The sequence below is a fragment of the Streptomyces sp. NPDC045431 genome, assembly GCF_040646655.1.
Lineage (GTDB): Bacteria > Actinomycetota > Actinomycetes > Streptomycetales > Streptomycetaceae > Streptomyces.
Genome location: NZ_JBEZAQ010000023.1, coordinates 1 through 12,323, shown reverse-complemented (window position 1 = coordinate 12,323; position 12,323 = coordinate 1). Strand labels below are relative to the sequence as shown.

The window sequence follows — 12,323 nt, the reverse complement described above, 5'->3', positions numbered from 1 at the left end:
GATCTGCCGGTTTGGCGGTCTGCCGGTCTCAGTCCTGGCCGTACCGGGGGTCGACCGACTCCGGGGCGAGCCCGAGCAGATCGGCCACCTGCTCGACCACGACCTCGTGGACGAGCAGGGCCCGCTCGTCGCGGCTCTTGGCGCGCAGTTCGACCGGCCGCCGGTAGACGACGATCCGGGCGGGCCGGTCGCGGCCGGCCGGGAGCGAGACCCCCAGCGGTACGGAGTCCTCCGGGGACTCCGGCACCTCCAGGACGTGGAAGTCGACCTCGGCCAGCTGGGGCCAGCGCCGCTCCAGCCGCTCGACGGAGTCCTGCACCAGATCCCGGAAGGTGTCCGCGCGCGTGGCGGAGAGCGGAACCTGGGGCGGGGCGACGGGCCCGCGCATGCCGCGGCCGTGTCGATCGCGGCGGCGGGGTGGTACGGAACTGTCCATCACTCACGCAGGGTAGCTCCCTCGTCGCCCCTGTCGCTTATTGAACATTCCGGCCAAGCTCGAGATCGATTCGGCACGGCGGAACGGCCGTGATGAGGCCGGTATTGACTACATTCGTTCCGGCTCTCGTCGGCCGACTCGGTCGCGCCGATCCGGGCCGTTCCCCCTCCCACGCAGGTCAGCGGAGCCGCCGCACAGGGCCCTGTGCCGGACGTCACACCGCGACACGGGCGAGTGACGTGGTGGAGAGTCGTCGCGGCCCGCTCAAGAGTGCGGTACCGTCCAACATCGTGAGCCCTGTACGTCGCTGTTCGCGCACCGCGTGCGGCCGCCCTGCCGTCGCGACACTGACGTACGTCTATGCCGATTCGACCGCGGTCCTCGGCCCGCTCGCCACCTACGCCGAGCCCCACTGCTACGACCTGTGCGCCGAGCACAGCGAGCGCCTGACCGCGCCGCGCGGCTGGGAGGTCGTCCGCCTCTCGGACGGCTCCACGCCCACCCGCCCCAGCGGTGACGACCTCGAAGCACTCGCCAACGCCGTACGGGAAGCGGCCCGCCCCCACGAACGGGAGCGCGCCGCCCAGGCCCAGGCCGGCGGCAAGCCCGGTGGCCGGGCGGGCGACCCGGTGGAAGTGGGCCGCCGAGGCCACCTCCGCGTGCTGCGCTCGCCCGACTCCTAGGTAGGTTGTTCCTCCTCATCAAAGGCTTGCAGGAGGGTTGGGGCAGTGACTGCTGCTGATCTGTCACGGATCGTGAAGGCGTACGACGTCCGCGGGGTGGTGCCGGATCAGTGGGACGAGGAGCTGGCCGAGCTGTTCGGCGCGGCGTTCGTCCGGGTGACGGCCGCCGAGGCCATCGTCGTCGGACACGACATGCGCCCCTCCTCGCCGGGCCTGTCCGGCGCCTTTGCCCGGGGCGCGGCGGCCCAGGGAGCCGACGTCACCCTGATCGGCCTCTGCTCCACCGACCAGCTGTACTTCGCGTCGGGGCTGCTCGACCTGCCGGGCGCGATGTTCACGGCGTCGCACAACCCCGCCCAGTACAACGGCATCAAGCTGTGCCGCGCGGGCGCGGCGCCGGTCGGCCAGGACACGGGCCTCGCCGAGATCCGCGAGCTCGTCGAGTCCTGGCTGTCGGCGGGCGCCCCGGCCCCCGTCCCCGCGACGCCCGGGACCGTCGGCACCCCCGGCACGCTCACCGAGCGCGACACGCTCACCGACTACGCCGCCCACCTCAAGTCCCTGGTGGACCTGACGTCCATCCGCCCCCTGAAGGTCGTGGTGGACGCGGGCAACGGCATGGGCGGCCACACGGTCCCCACCGTCTTCGAGGGCCTGCCCCTCACCCTCGTACCGATGTACTTCGAGCTGGACGGCACCTTCCCCAACCACGAGGCGAACCCGCTCGACCCGGCGAACCTCGTGGACCTCCAGGCCCGCGTCGTCGCGGAGGGCGCCGACCTGGGCCTCGCCTTCGACGGTGACGCCGACCGGTGCTTCGTGGTCGACGAGCGGGGCGAGCCGGTGTCCCCGTCGGCGATCACGGCCCTGGTGGCAGCGCGCGAGCTCGCCAAGCACCCGGGCGGCACGGTCATCCACAACCTGATCACGTCGTGGTCCGTCCCCGAGGTCGTCCGCGAGAACGGCGGCACGCCGGTACGTACGCGGGTGGGCCACTCCTTCATCAAGGCGGAGATGGCCCGCACCGGCGCGATCTTCGGCGGCGAGCACTCCGCCCACTACTACTTCCGCGACTTCTGGAACGCGGACACCGGCATGCTGGCCGCCCTCCACGTCCTGGCGGCCCTGGGCGGCCAGGACGGCACGCTGTCGGCGCTGGTCTCGTCGTACGACCGCTACGCGGGCTCCGGCGAGATCAACTCCACGGTCCCGGACCAGGCCGCCCGCACCGCCGCGGTCCGCGAGTCCTTCGCCGCCCGCCCGGACGTCACCCTCGACGACCTCGACGGCCTCACGGTGACCTCCTCGGACTGGTGGTTCAACCTCCGCCCCTCCAACACGGAGCCCCTGCTCCGCCTGAACGTGGAGGCGAGGGACGAGCCGACGATGACGAAGCTCCGCGACGAGGTCCTGGCCCTGATCCGCAGCGCCTGACCACTGCGGCGTGGCCGCCTGCGGAGCCGCGGCTCCGCCGCGAGCGCGCCGCGCGGGGTCAGGGACTCCGGCTGCTGCCCCGCCGACCCGCTGGCCGCGGGCCGGGGTTCAGGGTCCGGGCTGTGCCTCCTCGGGCGTTCCGCGTGGTGGCCGGTAGCGGCCCGGGGTGCGTCCGGGGCGCGCTGGCGGTGGGCCGGGGCTCCGGGTTGTGCCTCGGGCGTTCCGCGTGGTGCGCGGTACCGGCCCGGGGGCGCGCCGACCGCACCAGGAGCGCGCGGTGACGCGGCGCCGCGTCGACACGCGGGGCGGGGCCGGGCCCGGGCCCAAGGCTTTCCCGCCGATCGGGCCTCGGCTCGATGCCGACGCACGGGCCGCTGAGCCTCGACGCCCGCAGGCCCGCAGGCCCGCAGGCCCGCTGAGCCCGCAGGCCCGCTGAGCCCGCAGGCCCGCTGGGCCGGGCCGGGTCCCGGCAGCTTCCGTGCCCCCACGCCCGCAGGGCGCGGGGCGGCGTCCGGCGTGGGGCCGGTGCACGTGTCGGAGCCGGGGCCGGAGCCCTGCTCCCCGCGCCCGCAGGGCCGAAGGGGGAGCGCCGCCGTCCGCGGCGGACCGGGGGCCGGGGGCTTGCCCCCGGTTTCGGGAAGGGGCGGGGTGGGGGAAGACCCCCGCCCCCACCACACCGCCCCCGCCGCCCCGCCAACCCGCGCCCCCCGCTCCCCCAGCGGTAGGCTGACGTGGCGTTGCCGCACAGCCGCCGCACACCCTGCGGCCACCACCACGACCACCACGTTCGACACGCTCGAAGGGACCCACCCCATGCCGCTCGAAGCCGGCCTCCTCGAGATCCTCGCCTGCCCCGCCTGCCACGCCCCGCTCAGCGACCGCACGGCGGACGAGACCCCCGAGCTGATCTGCACCGGCGAGGACTGCGGCCTGGCGTACCCCGTACGGGACGGCATCCCGGTGCTGCTGGTCGACGAGGCCCGCCGCCCCGCCTGACGGCGTAGCCCCGGGCGTTGCCTCGCCTGACGGCGCCGCCATCCCGCCCGGCACCCGCCCCACCCACCGCACGGCGATCGGAGGCCCCACCCCATGCTCGACGAGTCGCTGCTCGACGACCCGGACGCTCTGGCCCGCATCGACAGCCGCAGCTTCCTGCGCGGGGCCGCCGAAGCCGGCGCCCGGGTACGTACCGCCGCGCGCCACGCCGCCGAGGCAGGCGTCACCGAGCTGCAGCCCGAGGGCCGCCCGCGTGCCGTGCTCGTCGCCGGCCCCGGCACCGCCGCCACCGGCGTCGCGGACCTGGTCGCCGCCCTCGCCGGCGCCTCCGCGCCCGTCGCCCACCTGCGCTCCACCGGCGTGGCGCCCGCCGCGGGCGCCCTGCGCTGGGCACTCCCGGGCTGGGCCGGCTCCGTCGACCTGCTCCTGATCGTCACCGCCGACGGCAGCGAGCCCGGCCTCGCGCTCCTCGCCGAGCAGGCGTACCGCCGTGGCCTCACCGTCGTGGCCGTCGCCCCGCAGAGCTCTCCACTGTCCGAGGCCGTGGACGGCCGGCACGGCCTCGTCGTCCCGATGGCGACCGCGCCCCACGAGCTGTCCGAGGAGACGCACGCGGCGAGCCCGAGTGCGCTGTGGGCCCTGTTCACACCGCTCCTCGCGCTCCTCGACCGCGTCGGCCTGATCACCGCCCCCGCGGACGCCGTCCAGAAGGTCGCCGACCGCCTCGACACCATCGCCGAACGCTGCGGTCCGGCCGTCGCCACGTACAGCAACCCCGCCAAGACGCTCGCCACCGAGCTCGTCGACACGCTGCCCCTCATCTGGACCGAGGGGCCGGCCGCCGCCCCGGTCGGCCGCCGCTTCGCCGCCGTACTGTCCGAGCTCGCCGGTCGCCCCGCCATCGCCGCCGAGCTCCCCGAGGCGCTCCCGGCCCACGGCGTCCTCCTGGAGGGCGACTACGCCGCCGGTGCCGACCTCGACGACTTCTTCCGCGACCGCGTGGAGGAGGCACAGGCCCTGCGCGCGCGGGTCGTGCTGCTGCGCGACCACTCCGTGGGCGGCCTCAGCGCCGCCCCGGCCGCCCGCGAACTCGCCCTCAGCCACGACACGGCCGTCAGCGAACTCGAACCGGAAGAGGGCACCGAGCTCGAAGCCCTGGCCGAGCTGCTCGCCGTGACGGACTTCGCGGCCGTCTACATGGCGCTGGCGTCGGGCCCTCCCACCCCCTAGGGGGTGTCTTGCCGATCTTGCCGGGCTCGCGCCGCCTGGCACCGCGCCTCGCCGCGTTGTCGTCGGTCGCCACTGCTCCGCAGTGGCTCCCTCCTCCGCCTTGCGATACACGGCACCAGACGCCGCTCCCTGATCCGGCCTGATCGACAAGACACCCCCTAGACCCGCAACCCACGCGACGGACGAGAAAAGCGAAGAATATGGACCGCCTCTCCAACACCGTCCGCCCCTACGCCTGGGGCTCCACGACGGCCATCCCGGAACTGCTCGGCACCGCCCCCACGGGCGAGCCCCAGGCCGAGGTGTGGATGGGCGCCCACCCCGGCGCCCCCTCCCGCGTCACCCGCAGCACGGGCAACAGCACGGGCAAGGGCACAGGCAATGGCACGAGCACCAGCACCACCGCCGGAGCCGGCACCAGCACCGGCGAACAGACGCTCTCCGCCCTCATCGACGCCGACCCGGAGCGCGAGCTCGGCCAGGCCACCGTCGCCAAGTTCGGCCCCCGCCTCCCCTTCCTCCTCAAGCTTCTCGCGGCCGCCGCCCCCCTCTCCCTCCAGGTCCACCCCGACCTCACCCAGGCCCAGGAGGGGTACGCCGCCGAAGAGCGCGCCGGAATCCCCCTCGACGCGTCGCACCGCAACTACAAGGACGCCAACCACAAGCCCGAGCTGCTCTGCGCCCTCACCCCCTTCGAGGGGCTGTGCGGCTTCCGCGACCCGGACCACACCGCCGAGCTCCTCGGCGCCCTCGGCGTCGACTCCCTCAAGCCGTACGTCGACCTCCTCCACGCCCACCCCGCGGACGCCGCCCTGCGCGAGGTCCTCACGGCGGTGCTGTCGGCCGACCGCACCGAGATGGCGGCCACCGTCGCCGAAGCCGCCGCCGCCTGCGCACGCCTCGGTGGCCCCCACGCCCCGTACGCCGCCCTCGCCCATCACTTCCCCGGCGACCCCGGCGTCATCGCGGCCATGCTGCTCAACCACGTACGGCTCCAGCCCGGCGAGGGCCTCTACCTCGGCGCCGGCGTCCCGCACGCGTACCTCAGCGGCCTCGGCGTCGAGATCATGGCCAACTCCGACAACGTTTTGCGCTGCGGCCTCACCCCCAAGCACGTCGACGTCCCGGAGCTCCTCCGCGTCGTCCGCTTCGAGGCCTGCGACCCCCTGATCCTGCGCCCGGAGGCGTCGCCCGTGTCCGGCGAGGAGGTCTACGAGACGCCGTTCGACGACTTCCGCCTCTCCCGTTACGTACGGGCCGAAGGCGCCGCCCCCGTCGACCTCACCACCCCCGCCCCGCAGATCCTGCTCGCCACCGCGGACGCCCCCCGGGCGAACGACCTCACCCTCGCCCCAGGCCAGTCCGTCTTCGTACCGGCGGGCGAAAAGACCCGACTGTCCGGTACGGGCACCATCTTCCGGGCCACGGTAGTGGCCTGACGCACCCTCCGCCCCGCCTGCTGCAACAATGTGCGGCCGTACGAACCACCACCCCCCTCAAGGAACAACGAAGGGACACCCGCACGCATGAGCGCGTCAGGCGGAACCAAGGCGATTGTGGCGGCGCTCGCCGCGAACCTCGCGATCGCCGTAGCCAAGTTCGTGGCATTCGTCTTCAGTGGTTCGTCGTCGATGCTGGCGGAGAGCGTCCACTCCCTCGCCGACTCCGGCAACCAGGGCCTGCTGCTCCTCGGCGGCAAGAAGGCGCAGCGCGAGGCCACCCCGCAGCACCCCTTCGGCTACGGCCGCGAACGCTACATCTACGCCTTCCTCGTCTCGATCGTCCTCTTCTCGGTCGGCGGCATGTTCGCCATCTACGAGGGCTACGAGAAGATCAAGGACCCGCACGAGATCGAGTCCTGGTACTGGCCGGTCGGCGTCCTCGTCTTCGCGATCATCGCCGAGACGTTCTCCTTCCGTACGGCCATCAAGGAGTCGAACCAGCTCCGCGGCAACCTGTCCTGGAAGCAGTTCGTCCGCCGCGCCAAGGCTCCCGAGCTGCCGGTCGTCCTCCTGGAGGACCTCGGCGCGCTGGTCGGTCTGATCCTGGCCCTGGTGGGCGTGAGCCTGGCGCTGGTGACCGGCGACGGCGTCTGGGACGGCATCGGCACGCTCTGCATCGGCATCCTGCTGATCCTGATCGCGATCATCCTGGCCGCCGAGACGAAGTCGCTGCTCCTCGGTGAGGCGGCCGGCGTCGACGAGGTGAAGAAGATCGAGGAGTCGCTGGTCGACGGCACCACCGTCACGGGCATCATCCACATGCGTACGCTCCACCTCGGCCCCGAGGAGCTGCTGGTCGCGGCGAAGATCGCCGTTCGGCACGACGACACCGCCGCCCAGGTCGCGGCGGCCATCGACGCCGCCGAGGAGCGGATCCGCGCCGCCGTCCCGATCGCGCGCGTGATCTACTTGGAGCCGGACATCTACAACGAGGCCGCCGCGGCGGCGGGCACCGACCCCGTCAAGCCCTCGGGCGGCCCGGCCGACGCCCACTGACCCCCGCCCCGGGAAAGCCCCCGGGTGCCCCCGGTAAGGCCCGCGAGGCCCCCGCACGCAGCCGCGCGCGGGGGCCTTCGGCGTCGGCCACGACCGGAAGTGGGCTGAATCCCACACCCATCCGGACTGTGGGACGCCGGAGCGATCGGTGTAGATTCGTGACACAGCCAGACGTCGCTGCTGATGGCGGTCGGGCGGTCCCCGACGGACCGTCCGAGGGAGAGAGGGCCTCCGACGACTGCACTGCGCGTGCCCGGGCATCCTTGTGCCCGTCACACGCAGAGCAAGCCGTACCCACCCTCGACCCAACACGAGGAGCAGCTCAACAATGACGACTGTCGCCAACCGACAGGACTTCAAGGTCGCCGACCTCTCCCTGGCCGAGTTCGGCCGCAAGGAGATCACGCTCGCCGAGCACGAGATGCCCGGCCTGATGGCGATCCGCGAGGAGTACGCCGAGGCCCAGCCGCTCGCCGGCGCGCGCATCACCGGCTCGCTGCACATGACCGTGCAGACCGCCGTGCTCATCGAGACCCTGGTCGCCCTCGGCGCGCAGGTCCGCTGGGCGTCCTGCAACATCTTCTCCACCCAGGACCACGCCGCCGCCGCCATCGCGGTCGGCCCGAACGGCACCCCGGACAACCCCCAGGGCATCCCGGTCTTCGCCTGGAAGGGCGAGACTCTCGAGGAGTACTGGTGGTGCACGGAGCAGGCGCTGACCTGGCCGGACGCCCCGACCGGCGGCCCGAACATGATCCTGGACGACGGCGGTGACGCCACCCTCCTCGTCCACAAGGGCGTCGAGTTCGAGAAGGCCGGCGAGGCCCCGGACCCGTCCACCGCGGACAGCGAGGAGTACGCCTGCATCCTGCGTCTCCTGAACCGCACCCTGGCGGAGAGCCCCCAGAAGTGGACCCGCCTCGCCTCGGAGATCCGCGGCGTGACGGAGGAGACCACCACCGGTGTCCACCGCCTGTACGAGATGCACCGCGACGGCACCCTCCTGTTCCCGGCGATCAACGTCAACGACGCGGTCACCAAGTCGAAGTTCGACAACAAGTACGGCTGCCGCCACTCGCTCGTCGACGGCATCAACCGCGCCACCGACGTCCTGATCGGCGGCAAGGTCGCGGTCGTCTGCGGCTACGGCGACGTCGGCAAGGGCTGCGCGGAGTCCCTGCGCGGCCAGGGCGCCCGCGTGATCGTCACGGAGATCGACCCGATCTGCGCGCTCCAGGCGGCGATGGACGGCTACCAGGTCACGACCCTCGACGAGGTCGTCGACAAGGCGGACATCTTCATCACCACGACCGGCAACCGCGACATCATCATGGCCTCGGACATGGCCAAGATGAAGCACCAGGCGATCGTCGGCAACATCGGCCACTTCGACAACGAGATCGACATGGCCGGCCTGGCCAAGATCCCGGGCATCGTCAAGGACGAAGTCAAGCCGCAGGTCCACACCTGGACCTTCCCGGACGGCAAGAAGATCATCGTGCTGTCCGAGGGCCGCCTGCTGAACCTGGGCAACGCGACCGGTCACCCGTCCTTCGTGATGTCCAACAGCTTCGCGGACCAGACCCTGGCCCAGATCGAGCTGTTCACGAAGCCCGAGGAGTACCCGACCGACGTCTACGTGCTGCCCAAGCACCTCGACGAGAAGGTCGCCCGTCTCCACCTCGACGCGCTCGGCGTGAAGCTCACCAAGCTCCGCCCCGAGCAGGCCGCCTACATCGGCGTCGAGGTCGACGGCCCCTTCAAGCCGGACCACTACCGCTACTGATCCCTGCTCCCCGGCCCACCGGCCACCGCCGACGACACCCGTGCACTGGTGTACATCGGCAGCGGCCGGGGGCAAGGAGCGGGGAGCAGGCAGCAGGGAGCGGCAGGCTCAGCCGGTAACAGCAGCAGCACGCACCAAGGCAGGCCCCCGCACCCCCGTGTCGGGGGCTTGCCTCGTACGCGGGCTCCTTAACGCCGACCCCAAGGACCCGAGGACCCATGCCCCGCGGCCGTTATTCGCTCCATGATCCGCACGATCACACCCCCCTCGGCGACGAGCACTTCCACTGCGCCCCCGGCCCTTCCGGCTGGCGCTACGTATCCCAGATCACCACCCCCTCCGGCGCTCACGCCGGCTCGGTCGACCTCGCCATCGACGACCTCGGCCGCCCCATCCGCCTTGAGCTGCACGCCGCGAGCTGGCAGATCCGCGGCGCCGCCCTCGACGGCGTCACCTGGGTCCGTACCGACCCCACCGGTACGCATGCCACCGAAGGCAATGTGCGCGCCCATGCCTTCACCGGCACCTCACCGGCGTTCCTCATCGCGATCTCGCGTCTTCTGCGCCTCACCCCTTCTTCCCCCGCGACCCGCGTCCGCCTCGTGGCGTTCACGGACCCGGTGCTCGCACCGCTCACCGTCGACCAGTCCTGGGCCCTGGTGAACAGTGAAGCGCACACCACTGACAACGGCCCCCTGACCGTGGACGCGTATCAGGTCAGCGCCCTCGACACGGGGGAGCAGCACATGATCCACATCGCCGGCGACGTGGTGCTCGCAGCCCCCGGCATCGAGCTGGAAGACCTCGACACCCCACCGTCGGTCTTCCCCTGACACCCGTCTACGCAGGCGGCGCGAACCCCGTCGCCCGTGTGACCTGCTCGCCGCCGCCTTCCGCGCCGCCTTCCGCGTCGCCTACGGCGCCCCGCACCTCGCGCCCGGCCCACGACCCCGTACCGGCGGCGCCCGCACTCGGATGCACCGCCACCCCCTCACCACCACCACCAACAGCAGGAGGCGCAAACGCCCGCCGCGCTTCCCGCGCCTGCCGCTCGTTCAGCACACCGGCGAGATAGTCCGCCGCGGGCACCCCCGGCGGCGGAGGCGTCCCCGTCCGCGCCACCAGGTCGTCGGCGAGCCGCTCCGCCAGCTCGCGCCCCACCTGCGGGTCGAGCTGCCGCATCCGCGTCAGGTACTGCCGGATCGCCAGCCACAGATCGTCAGGCACCGCGGACAGATCCAGCTGCGCGAACCGCCCCACCAGCCACGGCGGCGGCGGAGGCACGGCCGTCGCCCGCGCCGCCGGAACCCGTTCCCGTACGACCAGCGTCCCCGCGAAGACATCGCCGATCCGCCGCCCCCGCGCCGACACCAGCGAGGCGATACACGCGATGACCCCGAAGGTCATCAGGATCTCCACCACCGCCATCGCCCCGCGCACCAGCGCGTGCCGGAACCGGATCGGCCCCCCGTCGTCCCGCACCACCCGGAGCCCGCACGCCATCTTCCCCAGCGAGCGCCCATGCGTCAGCGTCTCCACCGCGATCGGCGCACCCACCAGCACCAGCAGGAACGTCGCTATCGACACGGCCATGAAAGCCGCCTCGTCCAGTGACGCCGTCGCGAACGCCAATCCCACGGATATGAGCAGATACGCCGCCCACACCACCACCAGATCGATGAGCAGGGCGAGCGCCCGGCTCGGCAGCCTGGCGGGCTGCAGTCCGAGTACGACGGCATCCCCCGTCACAACCCCGCTCATGGCGCCCACCCTTCTTCACCCTTCCCCGACCCCTTCGAACCCCAGTCTGCCAAGCTGACCATCAGCGCGCCGCCGCAGTAGAACCGCACGCACGCCCGTACGCACCGAGTGCCTGGAGCAGCAGCCGATCATGGACCTCGACGTCTACGTCACCGCCCACCGAGCCGAGTGGGACCGCCTGGACCAGCTCCTGCACCGCGGCAAGCACCTCACCGGCGCCGAGGCCGACGAACTCGTCGCCCTCTACCAGCGCACGGCGACCCATCTCTCCCTGATCCAGTCCAGTGCGCCCGACCCCATGCTCACGGCCCGGCTCACCCAGCTCGTGGCCCGCGCCCGCGCCACCGTCACCGGGACCCGCCGCGCCTCCTGGCGCGATGCCGTCCGCTTCCTCACGGCCGGGTTTCCGGCCGCGGTCTACCGCTCCCGCCACTGGTGGATCCCGACGGCCGTCCTCTCCACCCTCCTCGCGGCGGTCATCGGCTGGTGGATCGGCACCCACCCCGAGGTCCAGTCCGCCATCGCCGCCCCCGCCGAGCTGCGCGAGATGACCCGCCCTGGTGGCCAGTACGAGACGTACTACTCCAGCCACCCGGCCGCCTCCTTCGCCGCCCAGGTGTGGACGAACAACGCCCAGGCCGCCGCCATGTGCCTGGTCCTCGGCGCCTTCCTCTGTGTGCCGGTGCTCTGGATCCTGTTCCTGAACATGCTGAACCTCGGCGTCGGCATCGGCCTGATGTCCTCCGCCGGCCGCCTCGACACCTTCCTGGGCCTGGTCCTCCCGCACGGCCTGCTCGAACTCACCGCCGTTTTCGTCGCCGCCGGCACGGGCCTCCGCCTCGGCTGGACCCTCATCGATCCCGGCCCCCAGTCCCGCCGCACGGCCCTCGCCCAGCAAGGACGCGCCGCCGTCGGCATGGCCATCGGCCTGGCACTGGTCCTCTTCGTATCCGGCGTTATCGAGGGCTTCGTCACCCCTTCCGGGCTCCCGACCTGGGCCCGCATCACCATCGGCATCGCCGCTGAGCTGGCCTTCCTCCTGTACGTGTACGTCCTGGGCGGCCGCGCCGCCCGCGCCGGCGACACGGGCGACGTGGACACCGCCGAACGCAGCGCAGAGCTCCCCACCGCCGCCTGATGTGCGTAGGACCTGGCTGACCTGCTAGTCTCCTCTTCGCCCGCCAAACCCGTTGACACGGGAGAGGTGGGGAGGTAGATTTAAACGGTTGCGTGGAGCTGGACAAGCTCGAGCGCAGCAGCTAGTCTCCATCTCGCTCCACTCGGGAATGCGATTCCTGCGGAGCCACTCCGATTCCCTTTCGAATCACCAAGCCGATTAGGTCGGCCGAAATGATTCTGATAAAGTCGGAACAGCCGAAAGACAAAGGCCCTCCAACGGCCACCGGAAACTGAATCCGAACCGGAAACGGAACGGAAAAAGAATCTGGTAAGGTTGGAAACAACGAAGGGAAGCGCCCGGAGGAAAGCCCGAGAGGGTG

11 protein-coding genes are annotated in these 12,323 nt (G+C 72.1%); 9 read left to right on the top strand and 2 right to left on the bottom strand.

Features of this window, described 5'->3' with window-relative positions; genetic code table 11:
* Positions 1 to 28: 28 nt before the first annotated feature.
* The gene (locus tag AB0A69_RS30290) at positions 29 to 436 is read right to left on the bottom strand and encodes a metallopeptidase family protein (protein ID WP_361428781.1); all 408 of its coding nucleotides are present in this window, start codon (positions 434 to 436) and stop codon (positions 29 to 31) included.
* Positions 437 to 678: 242 nt separating this feature from the next.
* On the opposite strand from AB0A69_RS30290, the gene AB0A69_RS30285 reads away from it, so the two are divergent.
* The 8 genes from AB0A69_RS30285 to AB0A69_RS30250 all read left to right on the top strand — a co-directional run bounded on the left by AB0A69_RS30285 (position 679) and on the right by AB0A69_RS30250 (position 9,896).
* Positions 679 to 1,119: a DUF3499 domain-containing protein gene (locus AB0A69_RS30285; RefSeq protein ID WP_361428779.1), complete on the top strand. Its 441-nt coding sequence runs from the start codon at positions 679 to 681 to the stop codon at positions 1,117 to 1,119.
* Between the two features lie 45 nt (positions 1,120 to 1,164).
* Complete coding sequence (locus AB0A69_RS30280; RefSeq protein WP_361428664.1) at positions 1,165 to 2,553, top strand: phosphomannomutase/phosphoglucomutase; 1,389 nt, start codon at positions 1,165 to 1,167, stop codon at positions 2,551 to 2,553.
* A gap of 813 nt (positions 2,554 to 3,366) precedes the next feature.
* Complete coding sequence (locus AB0A69_RS30275) at positions 3,367 to 3,549, top strand: Trm112 family protein (protein WP_361428662.1); 183 nt, start codon at positions 3,367 to 3,369, stop codon at positions 3,547 to 3,549.
* Positions 3,550 to 3,642: 93 nt separating this feature from the next.
* Positions 3,643 to 4,779 (top strand): SIS domain-containing protein, encoded by a 1,137-nt coding sequence (locus AB0A69_RS30270; protein ID WP_361428660.1) that lies wholly within the window; start codon positions 3,643 to 3,645, stop codon positions 4,777 to 4,779.
* A gap of 200 nt (positions 4,780 to 4,979) precedes the next feature.
* Entirely contained in the window at positions 4,980 to 6,218 is a 1,239-nt protein-coding gene (gene manA / locus AB0A69_RS30265; protein WP_361428658.1) for a mannose-6-phosphate isomerase, class I, read from the top strand.
* An 87-nt stretch (positions 6,219 to 6,305) separates the two neighbouring features.
* The gene (locus AB0A69_RS30260; protein WP_361428656.1) at positions 6,306 to 7,277 is read left to right on the top strand and encodes a cation transporter; all 972 of its coding nucleotides are present in this window, start codon (positions 6,306 to 6,308) and stop codon (positions 7,275 to 7,277) included.
* 328 nt (positions 7,278 to 7,605) lie between these two features.
* Positions 7,606 to 9,063, top strand: a complete 1,458-nt coding sequence (ahcY, locus tag AB0A69_RS30255) for an adenosylhomocysteinase (protein WP_361428654.1) — start codon at positions 7,606 to 7,608, stop codon at positions 9,061 to 9,063.
* Positions 9,064 to 9,281: 218 nt separating this feature from the next.
* Positions 9,282 to 9,896, top strand: coding sequence for a hypothetical protein (locus AB0A69_RS30250; RefSeq protein WP_361428652.1), 615 nt, complete (start codon positions 9,282 to 9,284; stop codon positions 9,894 to 9,896).
* 7 nt (positions 9,897 to 9,903) lie between these two features.
* On the opposite strand, the gene AB0A69_RS30245 is transcribed toward AB0A69_RS30250, so the two are convergent.
* Positions 9,904 to 10,824 (bottom strand): RDD family protein, encoded by a 921-nt coding sequence (locus AB0A69_RS30245; protein WP_361428650.1) that lies wholly within the window; start codon positions 10,822 to 10,824, stop codon positions 9,904 to 9,906.
* A gap of 130 nt (positions 10,825 to 10,954) precedes the next feature.
* On the opposite strand from AB0A69_RS30245, the gene AB0A69_RS30240 reads away from it, so the two are divergent.
* Entirely contained in the window at positions 10,955 to 11,962 is a 1,008-nt protein-coding gene (locus AB0A69_RS30240; RefSeq protein WP_361428648.1) for a stage II sporulation protein M, read from the top strand.
* Positions 11,963 to 12,323 lie beyond the last annotated feature (361 nt).

Coding starts and splice junctions, on each gene's coding strand:
- AB0A69_RS30290 (WP_361428781.1), bottom strand. CDS start 436: ATGGACAGTTCCGTACCACCCCGCCGCCGCGATCGACACGGCCGCGGC.
- AB0A69_RS30275 (WP_361428662.1), top strand. CDS start 3,367: ATGCCGCTCGAAGCCGGCCTCCTCGAGATCCTCGCCTGCCCCGCCTGC.
- AB0A69_RS30270 (WP_361428660.1), top strand. CDS start 3,643: ATGCTCGACGAGTCGCTGCTCGACGACCCGGACGCTCTGGCCCGCATC.
- manA (WP_361428658.1), top strand. CDS start 4,980: ATGGACCGCCTCTCCAACACCGTCCGCCCCTACGCCTGGGGCTCCACG.
- AB0A69_RS30260 (WP_361428656.1), top strand. CDS start 6,306: ATGAGCGCGTCAGGCGGAACCAAGGCGATTGTGGCGGCGCTCGCCGCG.
- ahcY (WP_361428654.1), top strand. CDS start 7,606: ATGACGACTGTCGCCAACCGACAGGACTTCAAGGTCGCCGACCTCTCC.
- AB0A69_RS30250 (WP_361428652.1), top strand. CDS start 9,282: ATGCCCCGCGGCCGTTATTCGCTCCATGATCCGCACGATCACACCCCC.
- AB0A69_RS30245 (WP_361428650.1), bottom strand. CDS start 10,824: ATGAGCGGGGTTGTGACGGGGGATGCCGTCGTACTCGGACTGCAGCCC.
- AB0A69_RS30240 (WP_361428648.1), top strand. CDS start 10,955: ATGGACCTCGACGTCTACGTCACCGCCCACCGAGCCGAGTGGGACCGC.